Source organism: Deinococcus soli (ex Cha et al. 2016) (genome assembly GCF_001007995.1).
GTDB lineage: Bacteria > Deinococcota > Deinococci > Deinococcales > Deinococcaceae > Deinococcus > Deinococcus soli.
In genome coordinates this window covers 1,994,019-2,020,238 of the sequence record NZ_CP011389.1, presented here as the reverse complement: position 1 = coordinate 2,020,238, position 26,220 = coordinate 1,994,019, and the positions used below count along the sequence as shown (strand labels likewise).

Below are 26,220 nucleotides of genomic sequence, written 5' to 3'. Positions count from 1 at the left end.
TCCGGCCGCGCTCAGCCGGCCTGACCGGTCTCCTCGCCGCTCGTCCAGCCGACGGTCTTGTGCGTGCCGTCGCAGTAGGGTTTGTTGCCGCTCTGGCCGCAGCGGCACAGCGCGGCGCGGACGTCCCTCTTCTCACCGGCGGGCGTGTCGATCACGAGGTTGCCCCGGATCATCAGCGGGCCGTCGGGGCTGGGGGTGATGGTGGTGATCTCGTCGGGCATCTCGGTCTCCTGTCCGTCCAGAACGTAGTGCAGCGCCCCGGTGGGGCAGGTGCGGACGACCGCCGCGACCGCCTCGGCTCCGGCGTGAGCGGGCCTGATCCACGGGCGGGCCTGCGGGTCGAATACGCCGGGCAGGCCGCGCACGCAGCTGGCGACGTGCAGGCAGCGGCGCGCATCGTAGTACACCGTGATGCCCGGTGCCGTGTACGCCTTCCCCTGCGCGAGGTCCTCGGTGGTGGGCGTGGTCATGCCCCAGTGTACGCAGCGCTGGCGGGACCGGACGGTGCCGTGCCGGCGTGGGCGGCGCAGCGGGCAGCCAGCCGGGCAAACTCGGCGCGCAGTTCGGGCGGGTGGTCCACGCGGAAGTCGCAGTCCAGGCCCAGCAGGAATGCCGCGAAGCTGCCCAGGCCCTCGCGGGTGGTGGTCAGGCGCGTACCCTGAGCGTCGGGCCGCAGGTCGGTGCCCCAGGTGGACACCCGTCCGCGCAGGTCCTCCGGGGGGCAGTCGAGCCACACGCTGATCTGGTAGGTGGGTTTCGGGGCGCGCAGCGTGGCGCGCAGGTACGCGGCGGCGTCGAAATCCGGTTCGGGAGTGAAGCGATGGTCCTGCACGGTCAGGGCGCTCATGCGGTCCAGCCGGAACGAGCGCCGGGCACCCCGCAGGTGGCAGTGCGCAACCGCGTACCAGCGGCCTTCCAGGTGCACCACGCGGTGCACGTCGGCGTCACGGCGCGTCTCGGGCGCGTCGGGGGCGGCGTACGTGAAGGTCACGGTGCAGGCGTCCCGCACGGCGCGCAGCAGCGCGGCCAGCAGGTGCGCGTCGGTGGGCGCCACCCAGGGGCCGGTGTCGAACTGCACGCTGCCCTCCAGGGCGAGCATGTCGGCACGCAGATCGTGCGGGAGGCTGCGTGACAGCTTGGCGCTGGCGGCCTCGGCGGCGGGGGCCAGCGCGTGCAGGCCCAGGTGCCGCAGGGTCCGCAGGCCCAGCGCGGCGGCCAGCGCCTCCTCGGGCGTGAACATCAGGGGCGGCAGGCGGAAGCCCGCCTTCAGGCGGTACGCGCCGCCCACGCCCCGGCGGCCCTCGACGGGAATCCCGAGGTCCTGAAGGCGGGCGACGTAACGCTGCACGGTGCGTGGACTGACCTCCAGGCGGCGGGCCAGGTCGGCGCCGCTGACCTCCTCGTGCGCCTGGAGGAGTTCCAGCACGGTCAGCACCCGCATGCTCGGGTCGTACATGCCCCAAGTCTAATCGGAATAGACGTCACGTTCTGACGGGAATCCGGATTATGCTGGGGGCAGATTCAACCCCAGGAGGTTCCACCATGACCGCACCCGCCGTGTCCGCCGCTGCCCTGTCCCCCGCCCTGTCCATTCCCGACTTCGTCACGCACTGGCAGGGGCACCGCGCCCTGACCCGCCGCGTCATCGAGACCTTCCCCGACGATCAGCTGTTCAGCTTCAACCTGGGCGGGATGCGGCCTTTCGGCGCGCAGGCCGCCGAGATCCACCTCGTGGACGCCATGACCGTCACCGCCATGCGCAGCGGCGAGTGGCCCGAACCCGACTGGAGTGCCGGACCCACCGACCGCGCCAGCCTGCTGGCCGCCTGGGACGCGGTGAGCGCCGAACTGGCCGAACACGGCCCCCACACCGACCCGGCCTTCTTCAGCGGCATGCACGCCCTGCCGTGGGGCGAGATGCCCGGCTGGGTCGCCGCGATCTACGCCGTGGATAACGAGATCCACCACCGCGCCCAGGGGTACGTCTACCTGCGCGCGCTGGGCATCGAACCTCCCGCCTTCTACGAGCGCTGAGCCGTGAACCCCGCCACGCTGTACAGCCACCTGACCCGGGCGCGGCGCGACCTGCTGGGCACGCTGCGCGCCACGCCGGACGACGTGCTCCGGGCGCCACTGCTGCGCGGCGAGCGGTTCCATTCGATCCTCGACCTGCTGGTCCACGCGGCCGAGGTCGAGGACGGCTGGATCCACGGGGACTTCCAGGGCCTCCCGATGGTGCAGGACCACTTCCCGGACATTCAGGCGGGCGCCTCCGGGCCCGGCACGGCCCTCGGCCTGGACGCCATCGCCGCGTACTGGCAGGCGGTCGAGGCGGACACCCGCGCGTACCTGCACGCCCTGACGGCGGCCGACCTGGAGCGCACGGTCACGCTGGACGACTGGCCCGAGGGGCACCGTCAGTTCACGCTGAGCGGCCTGATCTGGCACGTCCTGCTCCACGAGGTCCGCCACACCGCGCAGATCGCCGCGCTGCTGCGCACCCAGGGCGTGAGGTCCCCGCAGCTGGACCTGCTGTTCTACCTGCCCGCGCTGGAGACCGGACCGTCGGCCGCCCCCGTCGTGAACCCACCCCCGGAGGACCCATGATCCCTGCCGCCCCCCCGAGCTCCACGCCACCCCCGGCCCGCCCCGCGCCGCAGCGTCCCGCGACTCGCATCCGCTGCCAGCTGCCGTGATACGGCGTCCGCCTGTTTCGTTGACCACCCGGAACTTCACCAGGTTGCCAACTCCACGCCCGGACGCCGCTTCTCTCGTTCTCGCATGCGCCCGGATGGAACGGTTTTGGCAAGCCGTTCCATCCGAGTCCGTATGACCCCTGGAGACCCCATGACCGACCTGACCCTGCTGCTCGAGGCCTTCCGCCGCAACGCCCGCGTGAACGACACCCTGACCGCCGCCCTGACGCCCGAAGAATTCTCCCTGACCGACGGGCGCGGCGGGTGGACGGTCGAGCGGCACCTGCGGCACATGGCGGGCTTCCGGGTGGGCTGGCTGTGGAACATGAGCCGCGACCACGCCATGCCCCTGCTCAACCCCGACGAACTGGACGCCGACGGCGACCCGCAGTGGCGCTGGGCGAACGCCCCCGCTGCCAGCCTGCCGGAGGCCCTGGCCGCCGGGGACGCCGCCGCGATTGCTGCCGTGGAGGCGCACCGCGCGTCCGGCGAGCCCTTCGCCGACCCGTGGGGCGAGGGCACGTACCAGAGCGACCCGGCGCACTTCCTGATGCACACCATCGTGCACGACAGCCACCACCGCGGGCAGGTCCTGAGCCTGATCCGCCAGGGGGGCCGCACGCCCGAGCAGATGGACGCACTGGACAACCACTGGGCGATCTGGCGCGAGTAGGCGCCCAGCGCGATACTGGAGCGCATGAGCGTCACCCCTCCCCTGCCCCTGAGCCCCGGCGAGTCCCGCGTCCTGCGCGGCCTGCACGAGCAGCACGCCCTCGGCGCGGCGCTGGCCGGGGCCCTCCCGGCCGGGAGCGTGCTGTTCCTGGAAGGCGAGCTGGGCGCCGGGAAGACCAGCCTCACGCAGGGGCTGGTGGGCGCGCACGGCTTCACCGAGCCGGTCACGAGTCCCACGTACGCGCTGATGAACGTGTACCCCGCGCCGGGCGGGCAGGTGCTGCACGTGGACGCCTACCGCGTGCGGGACGTGCAGGAACTCTTCGAGATGGACCTCGATGAACTCGTGCGCGGCAGTCGCGTCAGCGTGATCGAGTGGGGCGAGGGCCTGTACGCCGAGTACCCGGACGCGCCCATCCTGCGCCTGGAACACCAGCCGGACCCGGAAATGCGCCTCGTGACCCGGCTGCGCTGATCAGGTGGGGCGTACAGTGGGAGGATGCGGCCCCTGCCCCTCCCCTTTCCCGACGAGACCGAGTCCCCGCTGGTGACCGAGCTGCGCTTCCCGACCAGTGGCGTGACGGTGCGCGGCGTGTTCGAACTGAACGAGTTCGCGGTGCTGACCCCGGAGAACCTGGAGTTCCTGCGCCTGTACATCCGCGTGCGCGGCAACCTGAAGGAGGTCGAGCGGGTCCTGGGCATCAGCTACCCCACGGTGCGGGCGCGCTTCGACACGCTGCTGCGCGCCATCGGCTACGAACCCGAGCAGGCCGACCCGCAGGCCGAGGTGCTCGCCAGCCTGGAACGCGGCGAGATCACCCCGGACGAGGCGGCCCGCAAACTGCGCCGCTGACGGTCGTAGCCTCCAGTCACAGCAGAATTCAGGAGTATTGAAGGGCGTGGTGTTGGCCCCATGGTGGAACTGGAATCCGCTGTCAGAAGACCTTGCTGCCCAGTTTCGCCGCGTGCAGCGGGACCAGGGGGGTGGCGTCGCCGCTGGGCGCGCCGGGCAGCTGCACGCCCAGGATCAGCACCTCGGACACGCTGTCCCCGACGGGACGGGGCTCGAAGTTCAGGACGCCCAGCACCTGCGCGCCGATCAGCGCCTGCGGGGTGTGCCCGGTGAAGCGCCCCACGCTGACGCGCGTGCCGAACTTCCCGAAGTCGACCGTCAGGCGGTAGGCGGGCTTGGGGGTGCCGGGGGCGGGTTCGGCGTTCAGGACGCGGCCCAGGCGGATGTCGAGCAGGTCGAGGCTCTGGGCCGGGCTGACGGTGGGTTTGAGGTCGGTCGCCATGCGCCTGAGCCTGTCACGCGCGCGGGGTGGCGAGGGCGCCGAGGTCTGACCAGCCCATGCGGAGCTCGCGCAGGGCGCCGTCCTGTTTCTCGCCGCACTCGTGGGCGCCCTGGCGGGCGTACCAGTGGCGGGTGGGGTTGGTGTCCAGCACCCACAGGGCGAGGCTGGCCGCGCCACGTGCCTGCATGGCCTGCGCCGCCTGACGCAGCAGGTCGCGCCCGAGACCTGCGCCCTGAGCGGCTTTCAGGCTGTATAGCGTGAAGAGTTCCGCGTCGAAGCCCGGATGGTCGCGTGGCGGTCCGGCGGAGGCGAAGGCCACGATCTGCCCGGCGTCCTCGGCGACGAACACGGCGTCCTGCCCAGCCCCGGTGTTGCCCGTCCAGAACGCCTCGCGCCGGGCCTGCATCTCGGGGCTGGTCATGCGGGCCAGGACATCGTCGGGAATCAGGCCCGCGTACGTATCCCGCCAGCTCTGGACATGCACGGCGGCGATGCCGGGGGCGTCGGCGGGCGTGGCGGCGCGGATCAGGGGAGCGCGGGTCACGGACATACGGCAGCATAAGCGCGCGCCGCCCCGGAAGGCGGCGCAGATGCAGCAGACAGGCGAACCCGGCTCAGTTGCCCTGTTCGATGTACTGCTTCAGGGCGTCCATGCGCACGATGATGGGCGTGCGGGCGCGGACGATCGCGCCTTCCTGCTTCAGTTTGCCCAGGCTGTGGCTGACGGTCTCGCGGGTGGCGCCGACCATGCGGGCGATGTCTTCCTGGTTCAGTTTCAGGTTCAGTTCGACGCCCTGGTTGTGCGGGCGGCCGAATTCCCGCGCCAGGCGGTACAGCAGGCTGGCGACGCGTTCGGGGGCGCTGTAGGCGCTGACGGTGGCGGTCCAGGACTGCGCCTCGAACAGGCGGGCGGCCATCAGGCGGATGAGTTTCATGGCCAGTTCGGGCTTGGTGGCCAGGAGTTTCTGGAGTTCCACGCGGGGCAGGACGATCAGGGTGGTGCGTTCCAGGGCCTCGGCCTGGGTGGGGCGGCGCTCCTCGGGTTGCAGCAGCAGCTCGCCGAAGGTGTCGTGCTGCCCGATGACGCCCAGGATGGCTTCCTTGCCGTTGGGGAAGAGCTTGCTGATCTTGACGAGGCCGCTGCGCACGAAGTACAGGGCGTCGGCGGGGTCGTCCATGCGGTAGATGACCTCGCCGGGCTGGTAGGAGCGGTAGGGCGTGGTGGCCGCTACCCGTTCCAGTTCGGCAAGTTCAAGGTCGGCGAAGAGCTCCGTTCGCTTGAGGTGCCAGACCAGGCTTGGGTAGTTCATGATTCTTCACACCATACCCGAAAAGTCGCGTGGGGGCGGTGTGCGGCGCGTCTGCCCCCAGGGGGCGGGGTGCGGGGCGGGAATGGAGATGTTCCACACATGACATTCGCCCCAGGAAGTTTTATACTCGGTTCAACTAACAGTGCCGGGTTGTGTCCACCAGCGGACGAACCCCCACCAAGGAGGACACAGAATGCCCACCTACAAGGCCCCCCTGCGCGACATCAAGTTCCTGATGAACGAACTCCTCGGCGCTCCCGAGCAACTCGGGAAGATGCCCTACTACGCCCAGAACGAGACCGCCGACCAGGACCTTCTGGAACAGGTCCTCGACGAGGCCGCCCGCTTCGTGGAAACCGAACTGGTGCCCCTGAACGTCGTCGGTGACCGCGAAGGCTGCGTGCGCCACGACGACGGCGAGGTCACCACCCCCACCGGTTTCAAGGCGGCGTACAAGAAGTACCGCGACGCCGGCTGGCCCGCGCTGGACGCCGACCCCGCGTTCGGCGGTCAGGGCATGCCCCACCTGATCAGCAACGTGCTGGTCGAGATGATGAACAGCGCCAACGTCGCCTGGAGCATGTACCCCGGCCTCTCGCACGGCGCGTACAGCGCCCTGCACGCCGTCGGCAGCCAGGAACTCAAGGACCTGTACCTGCCCAAGCTGGTGTCCGGCGAGTGGACCGGCACCATGTGCCTCACCGAACCCCACGCCGGCACCGACCTGGGCATCATCCGCACGAAGGCCAGCGACAACGGCGACGGCACCTACGCCATCACCGGCACGAAGATCTTCATCAGCGCCGGCGAGCACGACATGGCCGACAACATCCTGCACCTCGTGCTGGCCCGCCTGGACGGCAGCCCCCAGGGCACCAAGGGCATCAGCCTGTTCCTCGTGCCCAAGTACATCCCCACCGCTGACGGCACGCCCGGCGAGCGCAACGGCGTGATCTGCGGCAGCCTCGAACACAAGATGGGCATCAACGGCAACGCCACCGCCGTGCTGAACTTCGACGGCGCCAGGGGCTGGCTGGTCGGCGAGATCAACAAGGGCATGAACCACATGTTCATCATGATGAACGCCGCCCGCCTCGGCACCGGCCTGCAGGGCCTGGGCCTCGGGGAAGTCGCGTACCAGAACGCCCTGACCTACGCCAAGGACCGCACCCAGATGCGCCACGAACCCCGCGTGAACCCCGGCGAGCAGGCCGACCCGATCATCGTGCACCCCGACGTGCGCCGCATGCTCCTGACCGGCAAGGCCTACACCGAGGCCGGGCGCGCCCTGGCCATGTGGCTGGCCCTGAGCCTCGACGTGGAACACCACCACACCGACGAGAAGGCCCGCAAGGAAGCCGCCGACCTGGTCGCGCTGCTGACCCCCATCGCCAAGGCCTTCATGACCGACAACGGCTTCAACATCGCTGTGCAGAGCCAGCAGGTGTACGGCGGCCACGGCTTCATCAAGGAATGGGGCATGGAGCAGTTCGTCCGTGACGCCCGCATCGGCCAGATCTACGAGGGCACCAACGGCATCCAGGCGCTCGACCTGCTGGGCCGCAAGGTCCTGATGGACGGCGGCAAGAAACTCCAGAAACTCGCCGCGACCCTGCAGGAATTCGCCGAGGAACACGAAGGCGACGAGCACATCGGCGACTACGTGAACCAGCTCGGCAAGGCCGCGCAGCAGCTCGGCAGCCTCACCATGGTCATCGGCCAGAAGGCCATGCAGGAAGGCGGCGCCGACGAGGTCAACGCCGCCGCCGTGGACTACCTGCGCTACTTCGGGCACGTCGTGTACGGCTACCTGTGGGCCCGCATGGCCAAGGTCGCCCAGGACAGGATCGACGCCGGGCAGGACAGGGACGGCTTCTACCTCAGCAAGGTGCAGACCGCGAAGTTCTACTTCGCCAAACTGTTCCCCGAGACCAAGGCGCTCGCCGCGACCATCAAGGCCGGCAACGAGAGCATCGCCGTGGACGACAAGGCCGTCTTCGGCTGGGAAAAAGCGCTCGTCGGCGCGTAAACATCCACCTCTGAACGCCGCCCCCGACCAGTGGGGGCGGCGTCCTCTATGCTCGCGGGCATGACCGACCCGCACATCCTTCCGGCCGACCTGCCCGTGCCCACCGACGACGGCGCGTGCGCGCACCTGCCTGGGCGGTGCTGGCCCGCGTACGCGCTGCCCGGCACGGACGGCGCGGCCCATGACCTGTCAGTCCTGCCGGGGCGGACGGTGGTGTACGCGTACCCGAAGACGGCGCGGCCGGATCAGGCCATGCCGGAGGACTGGGACCTGATTCCCGGCGCGCGGGGCTGCACGCCGCAGTCGTGCGCGTTCCGGGATCATCACGCGGAGCTGCGTGCGGCGGGCGCGCGGGTGTTCGGCCTGAGCGTGCAGGACACCGCGTACCAGCGGGAGGCGGCGGCGCGACTGCACCTGCCGTTCGCGCTGCTGTCCGACGCGGCGGGCGCGGTCCGCCAGGAACTGCGGCTGCCGACCTTCCACGCGGGCCGCGAGGAGCTGCTGCGGCGCGTGACGCTGATCGTGCGGGACGGCGTGATCGAGCACGTCTTCTACCCGGTGTTCCCGCCGGACCGCAGCGCGCAGGACGTGCTGGACTGGCTCTCGGCACACCCGACCTGACCGGATACAACCGGGAGGGGCGCCCCAGTCTCCCGCAGGCGCCCCTCTCCCCCGCCCGCTCAGGGGCGGTAGGTCTTGATGACGCCGCCCTCGGCGCCGACGCGGCCAGCGCGGTAGAACACGAGGCTGATGGGCAGGTTGCTGCCGCTGCTGGGCACGAAGTCGATGTTCAGGCGGTCGCTCTGCGCGCGCCACAGCAGCACCGGCTCGTCGGGTTTCAGGGCGTTGCCGGTGCGGGGCAGCTTGATGGTCTGCGTGATCGGGCCGTCCTGGATGTTCATGGCGCCCCGGTACAGGCCGCCGCGGGGGCTGAGGGCCACGGCGGTCCCGGCGGCGCCGTTGACTTCCAGGTCGTACAGCACACCGTAGTTGCCGCTCAGGCGCACGGGCTGGCCGGTCAGGGCGTCGGTGCCGGTCACGGCGGGGTCCACGCGGCCGTCCCCGATGATCAGGCGGGTGGGCAGGGCCCCCAGCGTGACGCGCAGGGTCCGCACGGCGTCCGGGAAGGTGCCGCGCACGTGCCGCCCGTCGGGGCGCAGGTACGGCAGCTGCTGGATGACCTGCGGGGTGGGCGGCAGGCTCTCCTCGAGCATCACGAACGTGAGTTCCACGCGGCCGGAGGTGCTGAGGTCCTGCATGAGGTTCACGCCGCTGCCGACACCCAGGGTGGGGCTGGCGTACACGGCGGCCGACTGCCCGGGCGAGAGGGTCAGGGTGGTGCCGCCGGTGGACGCGAAGTACTCCAGCAGCGTCACCTGACCCAGGATGCTCTCGATGCGGGTGGGGGCGGTCTCGCCGAGACGTTCGCTGCGGACCTCGACCGGGCGGCTCTCGAGGTTCCGGGCGACGACGTACAGCCGCGCGGGGCGGGTCAGGCCGTTCATGTGGTACCCGAGCAGGCGGGCGCGGCCGGTGACGCTGTCCTGGTACAGGATGCCGCTCTGGTCGGGCACCTCGGGGCTGTCACTGAACAGCAGCGGGTAGCTGGGGCTGGGCTGCGGGCTGATCAGCGCGGCGGGGTAGGTGAGGATCTGCGGGTCCGGGAAGGCGTCGCCGGGCTGGCCGTACTTCAGGGCGTACGTCAGGGGCGTGTCGACCGGCTGGCCCTCCACGCGGATGGTGCGGGTGAACGGCTGGCTCTGCAGGCCGCGGCTGTTCGTGACGGTCAGGGTGACGGTGTACGTGCCGGGCTGGAAGTACACGTCCTGCCGACCCGTCCAGCGGCGGGCGGTGATGTCCGCGCCGTCCGGATCGAAGGGGTACTCGGTGTACACGACCCGCTCGCCGGGCGCGTACACGTTCTTGTCGGTGCTGAAGCGCGCCTGGGGGCTCATGGGGTTCCCGCCGTCACGCAGGGCGGTCAGGGTGAAGCCGCGTCCGGTGTCGTCACCGGTCAGGTTGGCGTTCAGGGCGTCGGCGAGGGTGCGGGCGCTGACGTACGTGATGGGCCCCACGCTGGCGACCGTCCCGGCGGGCTGCGCGGCGCCGCTCAGGGACGCGGTGTTCCTGCGGGTGTCGAGACTCAGCCGGGCGAGCTGCACCTGGGTGCCGCTGGCCTGGAGGGGCTGGCCGAGCAGCGCGGCCGTCTCGCGCAGCGGCAGCATGGTGCGCCCGGCGATGTTGCGCGGGGGGCTCAGCCAGCGCTGCGGGGCGCCGTTCACGTACAGGTCGGTGTCGTCGACCGTGAAGGTCAGCTGCACGCTGCCCAGGGCGGGCTGGGCGGCGTGGGCGGCGGGCGCGGTCAGCAGCAGCAGGGACGCGCCGCCCGTCAGGGGCGGCGTGAGCAGGCTCAGGCTGGTGAGCAGCGCCGTTCGGAAACGGGCGCGGCGGGCGCGGTGGTGGTGGGGGGGGCGGGCGGGCAGCACCGGTAGAGTATGCCCCGCGAACCTGACGGACGTCTGCCCCGGCGCGCGTTGATCAGGGCTGCGTGAAGTGCGCCCCCGGCGGGTGCGGATGCCGGGCTGCGTCGCAGTGTGGGGCGCGGCGGGAGGCTTAGACTGGGGCATGAAGCGCGGAACTTGGCTGTGGGTGGCTGGGGGGGCGGTGCTGGCACTCCTGCTGGCGTGGGTGCTGTGGCCGCGCGCGCAGAGCGGCGAGCTGGACGTCACGGCGTTCGCGCGGGCGCTGGACGGCGGGCAGGTGCAGAGCGCGACGATCACGTACCAGAACGGCACGGCCGTCGTGACGGGCGCGCTGGACAGCGGGCCGTACCGCACGCGGACCCTCGCGGCGGACCCGCTGCTGAACCTGGAGTCCCTGCAGGCGCGCGGCGTGAACGTGTCGTACGGCGCGCCTCCCCGCCTGAGCGTGCTGGGCGCCCTGAGCCTGCTGCTGACCCTGGCGCTGATCGTGGGCCTGATCGTGCTGCTGCTGCGCAGCCGTCAGGGTGGCGGGACGGACGCGGCGAGCACCTTCGGGCGGTCACGGGCGGCGGTGATCAGCGAGGGTCAGATCAAACTCACCTTCGGCGACGTCGCCGGCTGCGACGAGGCCAAAGCCGACCTCCAGGAAGTCGTCGACTTCCTCCGCCACCCCGACCGCTACCACCAGCTCGGCGCCCGCATCCCCCACGGCGTCCTCCTCGTCGGCCCCCCCGGTTCCGGCAAGACGTTGCTGGCCAAAGCAGTCGCGGGCGAGGCGCGCGTCCCCTACTTCAGCATCTCCGGCAGCGACTTCGTCGAGATGTTCGTCGGTGTCGGCGCCGCCCGCGTCCGTGACCTCTTCGAGCAGGCCCGCAAGAACGCCCCCTGCATCGTCTTCATCGACGAGATCGACGCCGTCGGCCGCAAACGCGGCATGAACATGCAGGGCGGCAACGACGAACGCGAACAGACTTTAAATCAGCTTCTGGTGGAGATGGACGGCTTCGGCAGTGGGCAGGAGGTCATCATCCTGGCCGCCACCAACCGCCCCGACGTGCTCGACGCGGCGCTGCTGCGACCGGGCCGCTTCGACCGGCAGGTCGTGGTGGACGCCCCGGACGTGCGGGGCCGCGAGATGATCCTGCGCATTCACGCGCGCAAGAAACCCCTGGACCCCAGCGTGGACCTGGGGGTGATCGCGCGGCGCACGGCCGGGATGGTGGGGGCGGACCTGGAGAACCTGCTGAACGAGGCGGCGCTGCTGGCGGCGCGGTCGGGGCGGACCCGGATCACGGGGCGGGACGTGGACGAGGCGCGTGACCGGGTGCTGATGGGCCCGGAACGGCGCAGCATGGTCGTGCGCGAGGCCGACCGCAAGGTCACCGCCTACCACGAGGTCGGTCACGCCCTCGCCGCCCAGCTCCTGCCCCACGCGGACAAGGCGCACAAGCTGACGGTCGTGCCGCGCGGGCGCAGCCTGGGCAGCGCGCTGTACACCCCGGAGGACCGCATGCACTACACGCGGGCGGCGTTGCTGGACCGCATCTGCGTGGCGCTGGCCGGGCACGCCGCCGAGCAGGTCGCGACCGGGCAGGTCACGACGGGGGCCGCGAACGACTTCCAGCAGGCGACCGGGCTGGCGCGGCGCATGGTGACCGAGTGGGGCATGAGTGACGTGGGACAGCTGGCGCTGGCGCAGGAGAGCGGCAGTTACCTGGGGTTCGGGCCGCAGCAGGGCGTGTACAGCGACCACACCGCCGAACGGATCGACGCGGAGGTCAGCCGCATCCTGAACGGGGAGTTCGAGCGGGCGCTGGGCCTGCTGACCGAGCACGCGCATATCCTGCACCGCCTGACCGACGAACTGGTCGCCCGCGAGAGCCTCAGCGGCGAGGAGTTGCAGACCGTGCTGGCGGGAGGCACCCTGCCGCCCGCCGAGCCCAGTCCGCGGCCCGAGGACGGCCCGGCGCCCAGTGGGCAGCTCACACCCGACCCGGCCTGAACCGCATGGAGCACGCCCCCGGCGCGACTGCCCGGGGGCGTGTTCCGTGCGTGTCGGGTTCCGGTCAGGCGCGGTCGGGCACGGCGCACTGACCGTCCTCGCAGCCGTCGGCGGGGGTCTCGGTGCCGAGCATCTGGAGGGGGGCCGGGTGGGTCTCCTGCCACACCTGATTCAGGGCGCCCAGCAGGGTCTGGGGGTCCTGCGCGCCACTGACGCCGTACTTGCCGCCCAGCACGAAGAACGGCACGCCGCTGATGCCCAGCGCCTGTGCCTGCGCCTCGTCCTGACGGACGGCGTGGGCGTGGCGGCCGTCGAGCAGGGCCGCGCGGACCTCGGCGCCGTCCAGGCCGACCTCCTGCGCGAGGCGCACCAGGGTGTCGAGGTCGCTGACGAGGTCGCCGTCACTCATGTAGGCGCGCAGCAGACGTTCCTTCATGGCGTCCTGCTTCCCGTGCTGAGCGGCGTGGTGGATGAGCTGGTGCGCCTGGAAGGTGTTGCCCAGGCGGGCGCGCCCGAAGTGGTACTCCAGGCCCTCCCCGGCGGCCGTGCGGGTGACGTGGTCCATCATGCCCTGCGCGTCCTCGGCGGTGCGGCCGTATTTCTTCGCCAGGGCGTCGCGCATGGTCAGCGGGTGCTCTGCGGGCGCGCCGGGGTCGAGTTCGAAAGCGTGCCAGATCACCTCGACCTGATCGCGGTGGGGGAAGGCCGTGAGGGCCTGTTCGAAGCGGCGTTTGCCGATGTAGCACCAGGGGCAGGCGACGTCCGACCAGATGTCCACGCGCAGCCGGTCCGGGGCGGAGGGGGTGAAGAGTTGAGTCATGCCCTGGATTCTAGCATACTTTGTAAAATAAACCATTGATCTGACACTTCACCAGTGGTTCGGACCGGACACCGCCCGGCACCTCATGAAAGAGGCGCAGGCGGCCAGCACTCATGAGAGGCAGAGTCCCGGAATGCCGTCATGATCACACTTTTGGCTGACGACACTCCCATGAGGACCCACCCGGAGTTCTCACCGCTGTCCCGTACAGTAAAAGGCACATGAAGCGAACAGCCATCCTGCTCTCATCTGGCCTGCTGTTCACGGTCGCGACCGGCAGCCTCGCCCAGAACGCGACCCCCTTCACCCCCGGCGCACCCGGCATCAACCTGCCCAGCCTCGCGCCCATCACGACCCCCGGCGCCGTCACGCCCGGCACCGTTCCAGCCACGCCCGACAGCGCCGCCACCTTCGGCAACCCCCGCGTGAGCAGCCAGGGCAGCGTCACCCGCGTCGTGTTCGACCTCCCTGCGGGCCTCACCTACGCCCTGACCCCCACCTTCGCGGGTCTGCGCCTCGACGTGCAGGGCGCGCGCGTGCAGCCCGCCATCAGCGCCAAACTGGGCGCCAGCGTCAGCGAGTACCGCGCCGGAGCCGGGCAGGCCACCCTGATCACCCCGTACCCCCTGGCCCCCAACGACGGCTGGCGCGCCAGCGAGGCCACCCTCGCCACCGGCAAGCGCGTCCTGATCCTGGAACTCGGCCCGGGCATCAGCGGCGGCGCAGGCAGCAGCGTGCGCGGCCAGGTACGCACCAGCGCCCCCACCAGCGCCGCCGCGCAGACCGTCCTGAACGCCCCGCTGCCCGGCAGCCTCCCCCCCGGCGATCAGGTCAGGAGCAGCGTCCCCCTGCCCGCCCCCAGCCTGCCGGACGCCAACCCCGCGCAGCCCAGCGCCCTGCAGGGCAGCGTGCCCGGTCCCGCCCGCCCCGCCCCGCTGGGCACGCCCCGCATCGGCAAGAGCCCCGGGCAGACCCGCGTGGTGCTCGACCTGCCCCCCGGCAGCAGCTACCGCATCACCACCGGCCCCGGCGGGCTGAACATCACCCTGAGCGGCGTCACGGCCGCGCCCCAGCAGGCGACGGGCGTCAGCCCCGAACTGCGCGGCTGGACCTACGCCCCCACCGCGCAGGGCGCCACCGTCACGCTGAGCACCGCCGCGCGCACCACCGACCGCAGCGGCTGGCGCGCCCAGCTCCTGCCCCCTGCCAGCGGCGACCTGTCCCGGCTGGTCCTGGACCTGTCGCCCGCCCTGGCCGACCGCACCCCCCTGACCGCCAGCCAGCGCACCGTGCAGGCCGTCGCCCCGCAGTTCGCCGCGCGCCCCACCGCGCTGCTGGCCCTGAGCACCAGCCTCGTGAAACCCCGCGTGGTGCTCGATCCCGGTCACGGCGGCAAAGACCCCGGCGCGGTCGGCGCGGTCATCGAGAAGCAGGTCACGCTGGACGTCGCACTGCGCGTCCGTGAGCTCCTCAGCGCCGCCGGGGTGGACGTCATCCTGACGCGCGACAGCGACCGCGAACTGCACTCCGTGAAGACCACGGACCTGCAACTGCGCGCCGCGATGGGCACGCCGGGCACCGCGCTGTTCGTCAGCATCCACGTGAACGCTCTGGAGGCCGCCGTCGCCCTGCGCGGCTACGGCATCGAGACGTGGTGGAACCCCAACCACGCGCGCAGCAGCGCCCTGGCCGCGCTGCTCCAGACGCAGATGGTGCAGCAGACCGGCGCGTTCGACAAGGGCCTGAAGAACAGCCAGTCCCTGGGCGTGCTGCGCAACAGCCGCGTCCCGGCCGCGCTGGTCGAGATCGGCTTCGCCAGCCACCCCGTGGACGGGCAGAACCTGCAAGACAGCAACTATCTCGACCGCGTGGCGCTGGGGATCGCGCAGGGTATCCGCGAAGCGCTCGTCAATGGCGTGACCGCCGACGGCGCGTCGGCCGAGCCCGCCCCCACCGCCGCGAAACGCTGACCCGCTGTCCCACCACGAGACGCTGCCCCTGCCACGCCGCACCCCTGCCTGCCAGAATGCGCGTATGACCAGCCCCGGCATGACCACCCCCGACCCGACCCCCGGCTTCCGCGAGCGTGTCCTGGCGCTGGTGGCCCGCATTCCCGAGGGCCGCGTCATGACCTACGGACAGCTGGCCCTGCTGGCCGGGAATCCCGGTGCGGCGCGGCAGGCGGGCTTCGTGCTGAACTCGCTGGTCGGCGGATCAGATCTGCCGTGGCAGCGGGTGATCAACGCGCAGGGCCGCGTCAGCACCCACAAGGTCGGCTTCGGGGACATGCAGGAACGCCTGCTGATGGCCGAGGGCGTGGAGTTCAGGGACGGCCGCTGCGACCTCGCCGCGCGGCAGTGGTGGCCGGACGAGGACCGCGCCGCGCCCCCCGCCCCGCTGCTGTGACGCCCCGCGCTGCATGAAGGATCGCTCATGCAGCGCGGGATTTCTGCCCGGCTGACCGGGCGGTATGCTCCGCGCATGAACGTACCCCACTCCACCCCGGCCCGCCGTGACGCGCAGCGTCCCACCCCGCAGCAGGGCGAGGCCCCCGCCGCCCCCCGGCGGGACCAGTGGGTGCGGGGCAGCGTGGCGTCCTGGGGGCTGGGCGTCACGCTGGGCCTGATCCTGGGCGTGGGCCTGCTGATCGCCACGCCGCAACTGATGGGCAAACCGGCCGAGGCTACCCCCGCGAGCACCGCGCCCGCCAACGCCAACGAGAACGGCCCCGCCGACGCAGGCAAGAGCGACACGGGCACCGGTGAGGACAGCATGGCCAGCGGAGAAGGTATGGCGAGCGGGGGCACGGCGGGGGAAGGTGCGTCTGGTGAGGCGGACTCGGGTGACATGGCCGCCGGCGAGGGCGCCAGCAGCGCCGCAGGGGAGGCGGCCGCTGGCGGCACCCCCGACACAGCGGCGGGCGACACCGAGGCTGCCGGGGACGCCCAGGCCGGGCAGACAGTCTTCGCCGGGAACTGCGCGGGCTGCCACGGCGCGAACGGTCAGGGTCAGATCGGGCCCAGCCTCGTGACCGCCGACGGACCCAGGAGCTGGACGCTGGCGCAGTTCGCCACCACCCTGCGGGAAGGCAAAACCCCCGAGCGGGAACTGTCCGCGACCATGCCCCGTTACGGGGAAGCGCAGATCAGCGACGCGCAGGTGGCTGACCTGCACGCATACATCAAGACCCTGAACTGATCACGCGGCCGTCAAGCGCACCTGCAGCCCACGCCCCGGGTGCGTTCCCGTACGCTGCGGGCCTCCCATGACGAGCGCCTCCCTGCCTGCCCGTGACCTGTGGCGCACCCTGCGCCTGACCCTGCCGGACCTGTGGCGCGCCCAGCCGCTGATCACGGCAGGTCTGTTCCTGAGTGGCGCCGCGCAGGGCGCGCTGCCCGCCGTGACCATCCTGATCGGGAAGTGGACCGTGGACGGCGTGAGCGGCCTGCTGGCCGGGCAGAGCGTGAACCTGACGGTGCTGGCGGTCGCGTGGGTGGGCGCGGCGCTCCTGACGCAGGTGACCGTGACCCTCACGCAGGTCATGCAGGGCGTCGCCGCCGACCACTACACCCTGCACGTGAACCAGCGCCTGATGCGCCGCATGACCGAATTGCAGGGCCTGGACGTGCTGGAAGACCCGCAGTTCCACGACGACATCGAGGTGCTCCAGGGCGGCGCAAGTCACCGCCCGCTGAACCTGCTGTCCACGCTGGTGTACGCGCTGCGCGGCGTGGTGGCGGCCGTCAGCGTGGCGGCCACGCTGCTGCTGGTCGGGTGGTGGGTGCCGCTGGTGGTCGTGGCGGGCCTGCTGCCGCTGCTGTCCCGGCAGATGGCGTTCTACCGGCTGGGCTGGAGCCTGTTCATCCAGAACACCCCCGAGGCGCGCGAGGTGAACTACCTGTCGCGCGTGGCGCTGCGGCACGAGTACGCCAAGGAGGTCCGGCTGTACGGCCTCGCGCCGCACCTGCAACGCGAGGCGCTGACCCGCACCCACGCGTACCAGAACACCCTGCGCGCCCAGCGCACGCGCGGCCTGCTGGCCCTGCTGCCCTTCGAGGCCCTGTCGCTGCTGGTCACCGGGGGCCTATTCGCGTTCGTGGTCGCGCAGGCGCAGGCCGGACGGGTCGGGGCGGGCAGCGTGGCACTGGTGATCACGGCGCTGGCCGCCCTGCGACAGGAACTGAGCCGCCTGACCGAACTGAGCAGCAGCGGCACGCAGCACCTGAACTGGTTCGCCAAACTGGACGCGTTCCTGAACGCGCCCGGCGGCGTGCAGAACCCCGCGCAGCCGCGCCCGCTGCCCGCAGACGGCGCCATCACCCTGAAAAACGTGAGCTTCGCGTACCGCGACCAGCCACCCGCGCTGCGGGACGTGACCCTGACCATCCCCGCCGGGCAGACCGTCGCCATCGTCGGCGAGAACGGCGCGGGCAAGAGCACCCTGGTCAAACTGCTTCTGCGCTACTACGACCCCACCGCCGGGCGCATCCTGATCGGCACGGGCGCGGAGCAGACCGACCTGCGCGACCTCGACCTCAACGACTGGCGGGCGGGCGTCGCCGCCGTCTTCCAGGACTTCGCGCGCTTCGAATGGACGCTGCGCGAGAACATCCTCCTGGGGCAGACGCAGGACGACGCGCGCCTGAACGCCGCCGTGCAGGGCAGCGGCCTGAACACCGTCCTGACAGACAGCTGCACGCTCGACACCCGCCTGGGGCAGGCGTTCGGCGGCGCGGACCTCTCCGGCGGCCAGTAGCAGAAACTCGCCACCGCCCGGGCCCTGTACAAAGGCGCCCGCGTGCTGATCCTCGACGAACCCACCGCCGCCCTCGACCCCCGCAGCGAGGCCGAGGTGTTCGGCACCTTCGCCGCCCTGGCGCGCGGCCGCACCACGCTGCTCGTCACGCACCGCCTCGGCAGCGTCCTGATGGCCGACCGGATCCTCGTCATGAAGGCCGGGCAGATCATCGAGGACGGCACCCACGCCGCCCTCCTCGCGCGCGGCGGCGAGTACGCCGACCTGTGGGCCCTCCAGGCCCGCCAGTACGAGGAACAGGCAGAACCCGTCCTGGCCTGACGGTCATACGGGGAGGTCAGCGCCAGCGGAGGTTCACGTCCACGCCCAGCCGCACGTCCGGCAGTGGAGAGGCTGGCGTGCAGCTGAACCGCACCTCGTCCGGGGCCAGGGCAGTTGTCGGGGTCGTCGTGACCGTCCCGAACATCAGCCGCGAACCCGACAGCAGCGCCCGCAGTGGGCCCGGACCGCTCGTGCTGGTCCCTGCCCGGCGCAGGCTCAGGGTCGCGCCCCGGCAGGCCAGCACCCCCACCTCACCCCCGGACGGCCAGTGGACCCGCAGGCCCTCCGGGACGCGCACCATACCCACCGTGAACGGGGCGGCCTGGGCCTGCGCCCCGCCACCCCACAGGCCCACCAACAGGGCCGCCACCCGCATCCGTCCTCGCATGGGTCCATGCTGCCCCCCGCACGCGCGCGAGTCGAGCAGATGTGCCTGGCTTACGGCAGCTTGTCCCCCACGTGAATGGCGGCGATGCCGAAGGTCAGCAGGCGGTAGCGGGTGCGGAAGCCCGTGGCGCGCATCAGCTGCGCCAGTCGCTCCGGCTCGGGGAACGCCAGCACGCTCTCAGGCAGGTACGTGTACGCCGAGGCGTTCCCGCTTATCAGCCCACCGATCCGCGGCAGCACATGCTGGAAGTACACCCGGAACAGGCTGCCCAGCAGGCCCGGACGGGGCGGGGGGAACTCCAGGATCACGGCCCGCCCGCCCGGCGCGAGCACCCGCCAGAATTCCGCGAGGCCCCGCGCGTAATCCGCGAAGTTCCGGAACCCGAAAGCGCACGTGATCGAATCGAAACTCCCGTCCGGGTACGGCAGGTTCAACGCGTCCCCTTCCTCCAGGCGGATGTCGATGTGCCGCGCGGCGGCCTTCTCGCGGCCGATGGCGAGCATCTGCGGCACGAAGTCACTACCGATCACCTCGGCCTGCGGGGCGCGGGTCTTGAGTTCCAGCGCGAAATCCGCCGTGCCCGTCGCCACGTCCAGCACCCGCGCGGGCTTCAGCGCCAGCGCCTCCTGCGCCGCCGCCCGGCGCCAGCCCTTATCCACCCCGAGGCTCAGCACGCGGTTGAGAAGGTCGTAACGGGGCGCGATGCTGGCAAACATCGCCTGCACGTCACTGCCCTTGTCCTGCTTGTCCCCCACGGCGGGCCGCTTCGTCATGAGCCGCATCATAGGGCGCGCGGCCCGGGACGCACCGGAAGCCGGCGCGCAGTCCCGCGCCTCAGCCCGGCAGCAGGGCGCGCAGGGTGTCCCGGCACACCCCGGCCAGCCCCGGATTGGTGTGCCGGTAGTACGGCAGCGCGATCACGGACACGCTCAGCGCCCAGCCCCGCCCGCGCGCCCAGGCGGCGTCCTCCACGCCCAGCGCCTCCCGGAAGGCCGCGCGGCCCGCCGCCCCCAGCAGATTCCAGGCGGGCTGGAGGTCCACCGCCGGGTCGCCCAGCGTCAGGCCGCCCCAGTCGATCACGGCACTCAGCCGCCCGCCGTCCGACAGGAGGTTCCCGGGCTTCAGGTCGGCGTGCAGCCATGCAGGCGGGCCCACGTGGGGCGCGGCCTTCAGGGCGTCCTCCCACACGGCCAGCGCCGCCCCTTCATCCAGGAAGCCCAGCTGCGCGCAGGCGCGGATGGCGTCGCGGGTCGCCGCGTCCCGCTCCGCCAGCGGCACGCCACGCGACCCCACCGGCCCCTGCCCGAGCGGAAGCGGCGTCGCCTGCAACGCCCGGACGAAGGCCGCCAGATCCCGCGCCAGTTCCGCCTCGTCCCGCACGGTTCCCACTGCCGCGTCCACACCCGGCAGCCAGCCGTAGACACCCCACCCGAACGGGTACCCGGCGCCCGGAACGCCCGTGAACAGCACCTCCGGCACCCGCAGCGGCAGCCCCGGCGCCAGCAGCGGCAACCAGCGGGCCTCCTTCGCCACGTCCGCCGCCGCCCACCCGATCCGGGGCAGGCGGGCCACCAGCCCGTCCCCCAGCCGCACCACCGCGTTGTCCGTCCCGGAGTGCCGCAGCAGGGTCACGGGCAGCCCTGCCCACTGCGGGCACTGCCTGGCCAGCAGGCGCGTCACGAGCGCGGCGTCGACCCGCACCTCCGAATCATGCATGGGTGGGGGCGCGTCCGTCATCCCCGCCACCGTACCCGCCCGGGCCCGGCCCCGCATGCGCTGAAACGCGTATCGCCCGCCCCGCCGCGCCCACCTACACTGCCCTCATGCTGCACCTCAGACCGATGGACGCCGGTGCCTTCACCCGCTTCCTGGCCCGCGCCGTTCCCGAGTACGCCGCCGAGAAGGTGAGGAGCGGCCAGTGGAGCCCCGGCGAGGCCCAGGCGCGCAGCGAACGCGAATTCCGGGAGTTGCTTCCCCAGGGGCCGGACACGCCCGACAACGTCCTGTACATCCTGCACGACCCGCACGAGGACGCGGACGTCGGCGTCCTCTGGTACGCCCTCCAGCGCACCGCCCTCGCCACCACCGCCTTCATCTACGAGGTTGAGGTGTTCGAACCGTACCGCAGGCGCGGGTACGCCACGCAGGCCTTCACCCTCCTCGAAACCGACGCCGCCGCGCGCGGCGCCACCCGCATCGGCCTGCACGTCTTCGGGCACAACACAGCCGCCCGCGCCCTGTACGAGAAACTCGGGTACCACGCCACCAACATCAACATGCGCAAGGACCTGAGGTAGCCGGGAGCTAATCGTGCAGGGTCAACGACCTAATCCCGCTGAGTAGTCCAAACCTGTCCTCGAATTCGAGTGTGAACCGCTCACATATGCCCTCGGCGTCGAAGTCGAGCAATAGGGCCGAAGGAGCACGAAAATAATGCAGGCCGAGCGTCCCGTCTGTGTACTTAAGTGACCGGAACGTCTTTCCACTTGCCTGGAACAACGCAAGAACCTCCCGGTAGGGCCGTTGCCAGAGCACAGCTATCCACTGAAGTTGCAGCTGGCCAAGCTCACGGGTGTCCCGGAAAGACCCGTCAAACTGATTCTCAACCGCTCCAGTCGCTCTCCGGCAAACAGCCATTCCATGTTGTCTTGATAGTCTCTGTGCCGGACATCTTCAGGTTGAGGCTGTGCTGGACGCAAAATTCCTGAACGTATGATCGGTCGCGAATCGGCACGACAAACGGCGGTGTTTTGGGTGTGTGACCATCCCAGAACCCGCCGATCTCCAGCGTACTGAACTCACCCGCCATTTCAAAGCCTGCGTGCCCTTCCTGCGCCACGACACGCTGCAGCGTGTCGTGGACGTGATCTTCGCGATGGTGACCGCGAGGAGCGTGAACCAGAGTGACCTGTGCGCCCACCTGCCTGGGGCAAGCTCCCTCGACGCGAAGAAACGCCGGGTGGAACGAGGATGTCGGGATCCCCAGCTGACCGGACCGGTGTTCCTGGCCTTCCTGCTGGCCCTGCTGCCCCCTGGGAAACTGCTGCTCAGCATGGACCGGACGACCTGGGAGCGTGGCGAGTTGCCCCTGAACCTCTTGGTCCTCGGCGTTGTGGTGCACGGGTACACGGTGCCGCTCGTCTGGACCGCTCTCGATCACGACGGCAACAGCGGCCCGGTCCGGCGCATCCAATTGGTCTCACGACTCCTGAAGGCCCTTCCAGCGGGCCGCTGGAAGGGCCTGGTCGCTGACCGGGAGTTCATCGGTGGGGAGTGGTTCCGCTTCCTGAGGCGCAAGGGCATCAAACGGGCCATCCGCATCCGGAAGAACGCCGTCGTGGACGAGCTGCGCGTGGACACGTGGTTTGGAGATCTGCAGGTCGGGGAGGTGCGGTGCCTCGCCGAGCGGGCCAACGTCTACGGTGAGGTGATGCAGGTCGTGGCCACCAGGTCCCCCGCAGGGGACCTGGTGGCCATTGCCACGGATTTCAGCGTGTGGGACACCTGCGTGCTGTACCGGGCTCGCTGGTCGGTGGAGTGCACGTTTGCGAGCCTCAAGGTCCGCGGGTTCGATGTGGAGCGGACCGGCATCACCCGCCCGGACCGGCTGGAACGTCTGTTCGGGCTGGTCGTCCTGGCCTGGATCAGCTGCCTCCGGGTGGGCGTGTGGCTCCAGGCGCAGGTTCCGGTCAAGGTGAAGGCTCATGGCCGGGCGGCCATGAGCCTCGTGCGGTACGGCGCGGAGCGGCTGTGCCATGCCCTGCGGTGGAATCTCCCCGAGTGACCCGCACTGATCAGGCTGCTGAGCACGCCATTTCACGCGCCAGGCGCGGCTTGAAGGCAAGATGTCCGGTACAGAGCTTGATAGTAGAAACCATCAACTGTTCCAGGCTCGATCTTGGGCAGCAACTGAAGAACGGTTGCCTTCTGAGTCTGGGGCCGTAGGGTGCCAAATTTACCGTTCCGAAGAGCGATCTGGAATTGTACCTGCGGGTCATTCGTGTTCAAGAAGGCCAGAATAGCTGTTCAGGCAGGTATTACGCCGCTTTCTTCCGCCGTGTCCTGAGGGTCTTCTCGCTTTCCAGCAGGCGTTTCAGGGCGGCTTCGCTGCGGGTCAGGCCGTCGAGGTCGCTCTCGCCTTTCGTGGCGCGGGGTTCGTAGTCGTCGAGGATCTTGCCTTCCAGGTAACGGTCGAAGATGACGGGGCAGATGTAGCTGCTGCGGGTGACGGCGGGCGTGTTGCCCAGGTCGGCGGCGACGTATTTGACGCAGTCGACGAGGGTCTGCCGGGCCTGTTTTTCGGTGTCGGCGACGCCCGCTTCGGCGAGGTATTCGGCGGCGAGGAGGGTGCCGCCCCAGGTGCGGAAGTCTTTGGCGGTGAAGGGGCCGATGACTTCCTTGAGGTACGCGTTGAGTTCGCCGCTGCGGACGCGCCTACGCGCACCTTCGGCATCTGTGGTCTGGAACAGCCAGGGGCCGGGGAGGTCGAGCAGGCGGGTGATGTTCGTGGCGAGGGTGCGGTCGGTGGTGGCCTTGTGCTGCGTGATGCCGTGCTTGCCCTTGAAGTGGAAGGTGACGATGTTCCCGCCCACCTGTACGTGCCGCTGGCGCAGGGTGCTGAGGCCGTAGGTCTTGTGCTGCTGGGCGTAGATGTCGCTGCCGACGCGGAAGCGGGCGACGTGCAGCAGGCGGGTCATGAGGGCCGTGACCTTGCGGGGGGGCAGGCCCTGGGCGCGCAGGTCACCGGCGGTGACGGTCTTGAGGGTGCCGAGCGCCCCGGCGAAGCGGGTGAGGCGCTGCCATTTTTTCAGCGCGCCCGCCTGCACGAAGTCCGGGTGGTAGCGGTACTGGAGGCGTCCGGCGGCGTCGCGGCCGAAGGCCTGGAGTTCGGCGTCCGGGTCGGGGCTGACGTACACGTCCCCGTAGGCGGGGGGGACGGCGAGCCTGGCGATGCGTTCGATGCCCGCCCTGTCCTTGTATGGCGTGCCGTCCGGCCAGAAGTACCTGAATTTTTTGGGGTCGCTGCCTTCGCGGCGCAGGTACTCCCCGGCGAGGAGTTCGGTGCGGGAGGTCATTCTTCGGCCTGCATGGGCAGTTGCCAGTCGATGGGCGTGAGACCCGCCTCCTCAAGCGCGGCGTTCACCTGACTGAAGGGGCGGCTGCCGAAGAATTTCGCCTCGCTCAGGGGGCTGGGGTGCGCGGACTCGATGATGACGTGCTGGGGCGCGGTGATGAGTTTCTTCTTCTTGCGGGCGTACGCGCCCCACAGGACGAACACGACCCGGTCGGGCTTGTCGTTCACGGCGCGGATGACGGCGTCCGTGAAGTGCTCCCAGCCCTTGTTGGCGTGGCTGTTCGCCTGCCCCTCGCGGACGGTCAGGACGGCGTTCAGCAGCAGGATGCCCTGCTCGGCCCAGGCCTTCAGGTATCCGTGGCGGGGTGGGGTGAAGCCGGGCAGGTCGGCGGTCAGTTCCTTGTAGATGTTGCGCAGGCTGGGGGGGATGGTCACGCCGGGGCGGACGCTGAAGCTCAGGCCGTGTGCCTGACCGGGGCGGTGGTAGGGGTCCTGGCCCAGGATCAGCACCTTCACGTCCTCCAGCGGCGTGAAGCGTAGCGCATTGAACACGTCCGGCGCGGGCGGGAACACGTTGCCCGCGCGGCGTTCCTGCACCAGGAAGTCCTTCAGCTCGTGGAAGTACGGGGCGCTGAATTCGCCGTGCAGGGCCTGCTGCCAGTCGGCGGGGAGGCCAGCGGGCAGGACGGCCTTCGGGGCGGCCGGAGCCAGGCCGAACAGATCGGGTTGATCACTCATGATGTTCCTTTTTACGGCAGCGGGCCGCCGGGGGGGTGGGGGTTTGTCGGGCAGACCCTGAGCTTTCCTTTCGGCGCGCAGGTCCGCCTTCTTGCGGCTGCCGTGTTTCGCGTAGATGCGGTGGGCCTCGGCCTCGAATGCCGGGCTGGCGCGGGCGGCGCTGATGCGGGCGCGGGCGCGGCGTCCGGCCTCGTGTTCGTTCACGATGGGCGGCGGGTAGCTCAGGCGTCCGGCGCCGCTCCACTCCCAGGGCGCGTGGATGAAGTCGGTGGGGACGTCCGCGAGTTCCGGCAGCCAGCGCCGCAGGAACACCCCGTCCGGGTCCTGTTCGCGCGCCTGCCGGGTCGGGGAGTAGATGCGCACGCGGTTGATGCCGACCGTACTGCTCTGCATCTGCATCTGGGACCAGTGGATGCCGGGTTCGTTGTCCAGCCACTCGCGCGCCAGGAACAGCCCCGGCTGGCGCCAGTGGAGCCAGAGGTGCTGCGTGGCGAAACTGACGAGCAGGGCGCGCATGCGGAAATTCAGCCAGCCGGTTTCCCGCAGCATGCGCATGCAGGCGTCGATCAGGGGGTAGCCGGTCTGCCCGGCCTGCCAGCGGTCGAAGAAGTCCGGGGTCCACTCGTGCTCGCGCAGGCCGTCCAGGGCGCGGTTCAGGGTGCGGAATTCCATGTCCGGCTGGCTTTCCAGGCGCTGTAGAAAATGGCAGTGCCAGTGCAGCCGCGACTCGTACGAGCGCAGGGACCGCACCCAGCGCGGGTCGGCCTCGGGGTCACCCTTGACGGTCGCGAGGCGCTGCCGGGTCGCCTGAAGCACCTCCCGCAGCGAGAGGGTCCCGAACGCCAGTGGCGCACTCAGGCGCGAGCAGCTCCTCTCGGCGCTCAGGGGGCTGCTCATCTCGCGCATGTAGTTCACGCCGCGCGCCGTCAGGAACGAGTCGAGGGTGTCCAGCGCGGCGGCGCGGCCCCCCGGCGGGATGGTCTTCGCGCTGGCGGGCACGCCCAGTTCGGCGTGGGTCCGCAGGCCGCCGGGGTCGGCGTCCACGCCGCTCAGCTGCGCGGGCGCGGCGACCTGCGGGGCACCCAGCCGTTCCTCCCAGGTGGCGGCCCAGCCGTCGCGGTTCCTCATGCGGCGGATCACGCCGTTCTGCGGCAGTTCCGTCAGGGGCAGCCCGCGCGCCCGCGCCCAGGCCCGCACCCGGCGGTCGCGCTGAAAACTCACGCCGTTGCCGGTCTCCTCGTGCGCCCACACGGCCGTCACGCCGTGGGCTTCGCGCAGCTCGTCGAGGACAGCCACCGCCTCGCCCACCCGCACGACCAGCGGGGTGCCCAGCGCGCGCAGGCTGGCGTCCAGTTCCCGCAGGGACTCGTTCAGGTACGTCAGGTGGTGCCCGGCGAACTCCTCGTACGTCAGCTGCTCGGGCTCGTAGATGAACACCGGCAGGACCGGCCCACGCTCCGCGGCCCGCGCGAGCGGCGCGTGATCGTGCACGCGCAGGTCCTTCTTGAACCACACGAGTTGGGTGCCGCCGAGCATAGCGGTCACTCTCCCCCACCCGGCCAGGCGGGACGGTACGCCCGCGCCCCGTCTTCAGCGCGCCTCAAGGACACGTGAACGCGGGCCGCCCCCCCCGTCC

General features: G+C 70.8%; 28 protein-coding genes. 15 read left to right on the top strand and 13 right to left on the bottom strand.

The features are described 5' to 3' along the window. Window positions 1-11: 11 nt before the first annotated feature. The gene (locus SY84_RS10000; RefSeq protein WP_046843882.1) at window positions 12-470 is read right to left on the bottom strand and encodes a (4Fe-4S)-binding protein; all 459 of its coding nucleotides are present in this window, start codon (window positions 468-470) and stop codon (window positions 12-14) included. Further along, window positions 467-1,456, bottom strand: coding sequence for a helix-turn-helix transcriptional regulator (locus SY84_RS09995; RefSeq protein ID WP_046843881.1), 990 nt, complete (start codon window positions 1,454-1,456; stop codon window positions 467-469). Before SY84_RS09995 ends, SY84_RS10000 begins: the two co-directional genes overlap by 4 nt. Window positions 1,457-1,542: 86 nt before the next feature. On the opposite strand from SY84_RS09995, the gene SY84_RS09990 reads away from it, so the two are divergent. The 5 genes from SY84_RS09990 to SY84_RS09970 all read left to right on the top strand — a co-directional run bounded on the left by SY84_RS09990 (window position 1,543) and on the right by SY84_RS09970 (window position 4,221). Next, a complete protein-coding gene (locus SY84_RS09990) occupies window positions 1,543-2,034 on the top strand; it encodes a DinB family protein (RefSeq protein ID WP_046843880.1) in 492 nt (163 codons plus the stop codon). A gap of 3 nt (window positions 2,035-2,037) precedes the next feature. Continuing rightward, the gene (locus SY84_RS09985) at window positions 2,038-2,607 is read left to right on the top strand and encodes a DinB family protein (RefSeq protein ID WP_046843879.1); all 570 of its coding nucleotides are present in this window, start codon (window positions 2,038-2,040) and stop codon (window positions 2,605-2,607) included. A gap of 240 nt (window positions 2,608-2,847) precedes the next feature. Further along, the gene (locus tag SY84_RS09980) at window positions 2,848-3,369 is read left to right on the top strand and encodes a DinB family protein (protein ID WP_046843878.1); all 522 of its coding nucleotides are present in this window, start codon (window positions 2,848-2,850) and stop codon (window positions 3,367-3,369) included. Between the two features lie 24 nt (window positions 3,370-3,393). Next, window positions 3,394-3,843, top strand: a complete 450-nt coding sequence (gene tsaE, locus SY84_RS09975; protein ID WP_046843877.1) for a tRNA (adenosine(37)-N6)-threonylcarbamoyltransferase complex ATPase subunit type 1 TsaE — start codon at window positions 3,394-3,396, stop codon at window positions 3,841-3,843. A gap of 24 nt (window positions 3,844-3,867) precedes the next feature. After that, the gene (locus SY84_RS09970) at window positions 3,868-4,221 is read left to right on the top strand and encodes a DUF2089 domain-containing protein (protein ID WP_046843876.1); all 354 of its coding nucleotides are present in this window, start codon (window positions 3,868-3,870) and stop codon (window positions 4,219-4,221) included. A gap of 82 nt (window positions 4,222-4,303) precedes the next feature. Here SY84_RS09970 and SY84_RS09965 read toward each other — a convergent pair whose 3' ends face one another. From SY84_RS09965 to SY84_RS09955, 3 genes are all read right to left on the bottom strand, one after another. Beyond that, a complete protein-coding gene (locus SY84_RS09965; RefSeq protein WP_046843875.1) occupies window positions 4,304-4,663 on the bottom strand; it encodes a t-RNA-binding domain-containing protein in 360 nt (119 codons plus the stop codon). 13 nt (window positions 4,664-4,676) lie between these two features. Then, complete coding sequence (locus tag SY84_RS09960) at window positions 4,677-5,207, bottom strand: GNAT family N-acetyltransferase (RefSeq protein WP_380081307.1); 531 nt, start codon at window positions 5,205-5,207, stop codon at window positions 4,677-4,679. A gap of 70 nt (window positions 5,208-5,277) precedes the next feature. Then, window positions 5,278-5,973 (bottom strand): Crp/Fnr family transcriptional regulator, encoded by a 696-nt coding sequence (locus tag SY84_RS09955; protein ID WP_046843873.1) that lies wholly within the window; start codon window positions 5,971-5,973, stop codon window positions 5,278-5,280. Window positions 5,974-6,166: 193 nt separating this feature from the next. On the opposite strand from SY84_RS09955, the gene SY84_RS09950 reads away from it, so the two are divergent. Together SY84_RS09950 and SY84_RS09945 are read left to right on the top strand one after the other, a co-directional pair. Continuing rightward, entirely contained in the window at window positions 6,167-8,002 is a 1,836-nt protein-coding gene (locus tag SY84_RS09950) for an acyl-CoA dehydrogenase C-terminal domain-containing protein (protein ID WP_046843872.1), read from the top strand. A gap of 60 nt (window positions 8,003-8,062) precedes the next feature. Then, window positions 8,063-8,623 (top strand): peroxiredoxin, encoded by a 561-nt coding sequence (locus SY84_RS09945; protein ID WP_046843871.1) that lies wholly within the window; start codon window positions 8,063-8,065, stop codon window positions 8,621-8,623. 59 nt (window positions 8,624-8,682) lie between these two features. Here SY84_RS09945 and SY84_RS09940 read toward each other — a convergent pair whose 3' ends face one another. After that, window positions 8,683-10,323, bottom strand: coding sequence for a copper amine oxidase N-terminal domain-containing protein (locus SY84_RS09940; RefSeq protein ID WP_419177418.1), 1,641 nt, complete (start codon window positions 10,321-10,323; stop codon window positions 8,683-8,685). Window positions 10,324-10,627: 304 nt separating this feature from the next. Between SY84_RS09940 and ftsH the strand changes: the two genes are divergently transcribed. Continuing rightward, window positions 10,628-12,487 carry an ATP-dependent zinc metalloprotease FtsH gene (gene ftsH / locus SY84_RS09935; protein WP_046843870.1) on the top strand — a complete coding sequence of 620 codons (1,860 nt, stop codon included), beginning with the start codon at window positions 10,628-10,630 and terminating at the stop codon, window positions 12,485-12,487. Between the two features lie 64 nt (window positions 12,488-12,551). On the opposite strand, the gene SY84_RS09930 is transcribed toward ftsH, so the two are convergent. Continuing rightward, window positions 12,552-13,307 (bottom strand): DsbA family oxidoreductase, encoded by a 756-nt coding sequence (locus SY84_RS09930; protein WP_046843869.1) that lies wholly within the window; start codon window positions 13,305-13,307, stop codon window positions 12,552-12,554. A gap of 221 nt (window positions 13,308-13,528) precedes the next feature. On the opposite strand from SY84_RS09930, the gene SY84_RS09925 reads away from it, so the two are divergent. The 5 genes from SY84_RS09925 (at window position 13,529) to SY84_RS16920 (ending at window position 18,384) form a co-directional block, all read left to right on the top strand. Beyond that, window positions 13,529-15,277 (top strand): N-acetylmuramoyl-L-alanine amidase family protein, encoded by a 1,749-nt coding sequence (locus tag SY84_RS09925; RefSeq protein WP_046843868.1) that lies wholly within the window; start codon window positions 13,529-13,531, stop codon window positions 15,275-15,277. Between the two features lie 64 nt (window positions 15,278-15,341). Continuing rightward, a complete protein-coding gene (locus SY84_RS09920; protein ID WP_081424565.1) occupies window positions 15,342-15,713 on the top strand; it encodes an MGMT family protein in 372 nt (123 codons plus the stop codon). A gap of 75 nt (window positions 15,714-15,788) precedes the next feature. Then, window positions 15,789-16,505, top strand: coding sequence for a c-type cytochrome (locus SY84_RS15920; RefSeq protein ID WP_052751107.1), 717 nt, complete (start codon window positions 15,789-15,791; stop codon window positions 16,503-16,505). Window positions 16,506-16,572: 67 nt separating this feature from the next. Continuing rightward, complete coding sequence (locus tag SY84_RS09910; protein ID WP_245621316.1) at window positions 16,573-18,063, top strand: ATP-binding cassette domain-containing protein; 1,491 nt, start codon at window positions 16,573-16,575, stop codon at window positions 18,061-18,063. A gap of 42 nt (window positions 18,064-18,105) precedes the next feature. Next, window positions 18,106-18,384, top strand: a complete 279-nt coding sequence (locus SY84_RS16920) for a hypothetical protein (RefSeq protein ID WP_245621315.1) — start codon at window positions 18,106-18,108, stop codon at window positions 18,382-18,384. 16 nt (window positions 18,385-18,400) lie between these two features. Here SY84_RS16920 and SY84_RS09905 read toward each other — a convergent pair whose 3' ends face one another. From SY84_RS09905 to SY84_RS09895, 3 genes are all read right to left on the bottom strand, one after another. Beyond that, the gene (locus SY84_RS09905) at window positions 18,401-18,772 is read right to left on the bottom strand and encodes a hypothetical protein (protein WP_157882953.1); all 372 of its coding nucleotides are present in this window, start codon (window positions 18,770-18,772) and stop codon (window positions 18,401-18,403) included. A gap of 50 nt (window positions 18,773-18,822) precedes the next feature. After that, window positions 18,823-19,545 carry a bifunctional demethylmenaquinone methyltransferase/2-methoxy-6-polyprenyl-1,4-benzoquinol methylase UbiE gene (gene ubiE / locus SY84_RS09900; RefSeq protein WP_046843866.1) on the bottom strand — a complete coding sequence of 241 codons (723 nt, stop codon included), beginning with the start codon at window positions 19,543-19,545 and terminating at the stop codon, window positions 18,823-18,825. A gap of 61 nt (window positions 19,546-19,606) precedes the next feature. Then, complete coding sequence (locus SY84_RS09895) at window positions 19,607-20,509, bottom strand: aminoglycoside phosphotransferase family protein (RefSeq protein ID WP_245621314.1); 903 nt, start codon at window positions 20,507-20,509, stop codon at window positions 19,607-19,609. 86 nt (window positions 20,510-20,595) lie between these two features. On the opposite strand from SY84_RS09895, the gene SY84_RS09890 reads away from it, so the two are divergent. After that, window positions 20,596-21,069 (top strand): GNAT family N-acetyltransferase, encoded by a 474-nt coding sequence (locus tag SY84_RS09890; protein WP_046843865.1) that lies wholly within the window; start codon window positions 20,596-20,598, stop codon window positions 21,067-21,069. Between the two features lie 305 nt (window positions 21,070-21,374). On the opposite strand, the gene SY84_RS16525 is transcribed toward SY84_RS09890, so the two are convergent. Continuing rightward, on the bottom strand, window positions 21,375-21,611 hold the full coding sequence (locus tag SY84_RS16525) for a hypothetical protein (RefSeq protein WP_157882952.1): 237 nt from the start codon (window positions 21,609-21,611) through the stop codon (window positions 21,375-21,377). Window positions 21,612-21,647: 36 nt separating this feature from the next. Here SY84_RS16525 and SY84_RS09880 point away from each other — a divergent pair, with 36 nt between their 5' ends. Further along, window positions 21,648-22,556 (top strand): IS4 family transposase, encoded by a 909-nt coding sequence (locus SY84_RS09880; RefSeq protein WP_046845116.1) that lies wholly within the window; start codon window positions 21,648-21,650, stop codon window positions 22,554-22,556. A gap of 253 nt (window positions 22,557-22,809) precedes the next feature. Here the strand turns inward: SY84_RS09880 and SY84_RS09875 are convergent, their stop codons facing one another. Both SY84_RS09875 and ung read right to left on the bottom strand, forming a co-directional pair. Continuing rightward, window positions 22,810-23,847 carry a DNA topoisomerase IB gene (locus SY84_RS09875; RefSeq protein WP_046843863.1) on the bottom strand — a complete coding sequence of 346 codons (1,038 nt, stop codon included), beginning with the start codon at window positions 23,845-23,847 and terminating at the stop codon, window positions 22,810-22,812. After that, window positions 23,844-26,120, bottom strand: a complete 2,277-nt coding sequence (gene ung, locus SY84_RS15915; RefSeq protein ID WP_052751106.1) for a uracil-DNA glycosylase — start codon at window positions 26,118-26,120, stop codon at window positions 23,844-23,846. The genes SY84_RS09875 and ung overlap by 4 nt, the downstream gene beginning before the upstream one ends. Window positions 26,121-26,220 lie beyond the last annotated feature (100 nt).

What these genes read in the sequence shown, in the direction of transcription:
- SY84_RS10000 (WP_046843882.1), bottom strand. Translation starts at nt 470, where the DNA reads ATGACCACGCCCACCACCGAGGACCTCGCGCAGGGGAAGGCGTACACG.
- SY84_RS09995 (WP_046843881.1), bottom strand. Translation starts at nt 1,456, where the DNA reads ATGTACGACCCGAGCATGCGGGTGCTGACCGTGCTGGAACTCCTCCAG.
- SY84_RS09990 (WP_046843880.1), top strand. Translation starts at nt 1,543, where the DNA reads ATGACCGCACCCGCCGTGTCCGCCGCTGCCCTGTCCCCCGCCCTGTCC.
- SY84_RS09980 (WP_046843878.1), top strand. Translation starts at nt 2,848, where the DNA reads ATGACCGACCTGACCCTGCTGCTCGAGGCCTTCCGCCGCAACGCCCGC.
- tsaE (WP_046843877.1), top strand. Translation starts at nt 3,394, where the DNA reads ATGAGCGTCACCCCTCCCCTGCCCCTGAGCCCCGGCGAGTCCCGCGTC.
- SY84_RS09970 (WP_046843876.1), top strand. Translation starts at nt 3,868, where the DNA reads ATGCGGCCCCTGCCCCTCCCCTTTCCCGACGAGACCGAGTCCCCGCTG.
- SY84_RS09965 (WP_046843875.1), bottom strand. Translation starts at nt 4,663, where the DNA reads ATGGCGACCGACCTCAAACCCACCGTCAGCCCGGCCCAGAGCCTCGAC.
- SY84_RS09955 (WP_046843873.1), bottom strand. Translation starts at nt 5,973, where the DNA reads ATGAACTACCCAAGCCTGGTCTGGCACCTCAAGCGAACGGAGCTCTTC.
- SY84_RS09950 (WP_046843872.1), top strand. Translation starts at nt 6,167, where the DNA reads ATGCCCACCTACAAGGCCCCCCTGCGCGACATCAAGTTCCTGATGAAC.
- SY84_RS09945 (WP_046843871.1), top strand. Translation starts at nt 8,063, where the DNA reads ATGACCGACCCGCACATCCTTCCGGCCGACCTGCCCGTGCCCACCGAC.
- ftsH (WP_046843870.1), top strand. Translation starts at nt 10,628, where the DNA reads ATGAAGCGCGGAACTTGGCTGTGGGTGGCTGGGGGGGCGGTGCTGGCA.
- SY84_RS09930 (WP_046843869.1), bottom strand. Translation starts at nt 13,307, where the DNA reads ATGACTCAACTCTTCACCCCCTCCGCCCCGGACCGGCTGCGCGTGGAC.
- SY84_RS09925 (WP_046843868.1), top strand. Translation starts at nt 13,529, where the DNA reads ATGAAGCGAACAGCCATCCTGCTCTCATCTGGCCTGCTGTTCACGGTC.
- SY84_RS09920 (WP_081424565.1), top strand. Translation starts at nt 15,342, where the DNA reads ATGACCAGCCCCGGCATGACCACCCCCGACCCGACCCCCGGCTTCCGC.
- SY84_RS15920 (WP_052751107.1), top strand. Translation starts at nt 15,789, where the DNA reads ATGAACGTACCCCACTCCACCCCGGCCCGCCGTGACGCGCAGCGTCCC.
- SY84_RS09910 (WP_245621316.1), top strand. Translation starts at nt 16,573, where the DNA reads ATGACGAGCGCCTCCCTGCCTGCCCGTGACCTGTGGCGCACCCTGCGC.
- SY84_RS09905 (WP_157882953.1), bottom strand. Translation starts at nt 18,772, where the DNA reads ATGCGAGGACGGATGCGGGTGGCGGCCCTGTTGGTGGGCCTGTGGGGT.
- ubiE (WP_046843866.1), bottom strand. Translation starts at nt 19,545, where the DNA reads ATGACGAAGCGGCCCGCCGTGGGGGACAAGCAGGACAAGGGCAGTGAC.
- SY84_RS09895 (WP_245621314.1), bottom strand. Translation starts at nt 20,509, where the DNA reads ATGACGGACGCGCCCCCACCCATGCATGATTCGGAGGTGCGGGTCGAC.
- SY84_RS09890 (WP_046843865.1), top strand. Translation starts at nt 20,596, where the DNA reads ATGCTGCACCTCAGACCGATGGACGCCGGTGCCTTCACCCGCTTCCTG.
- SY84_RS09880 (WP_046845116.1), top strand. Translation starts at nt 21,648, where the DNA reads ATGGTGACCGCGAGGAGCGTGAACCAGAGTGACCTGTGCGCCCACCTG.
- SY84_RS09875 (WP_046843863.1), bottom strand. Translation starts at nt 23,847, where the DNA reads ATGACCTCCCGCACCGAACTCCTCGCCGGGGAGTACCTGCGCCGCGAA.
- ung (WP_052751106.1), bottom strand. Translation starts at nt 26,120, where the DNA reads ATGCTCGGCGGCACCCAACTCGTGTGGTTCAAGAAGGACCTGCGCGTG.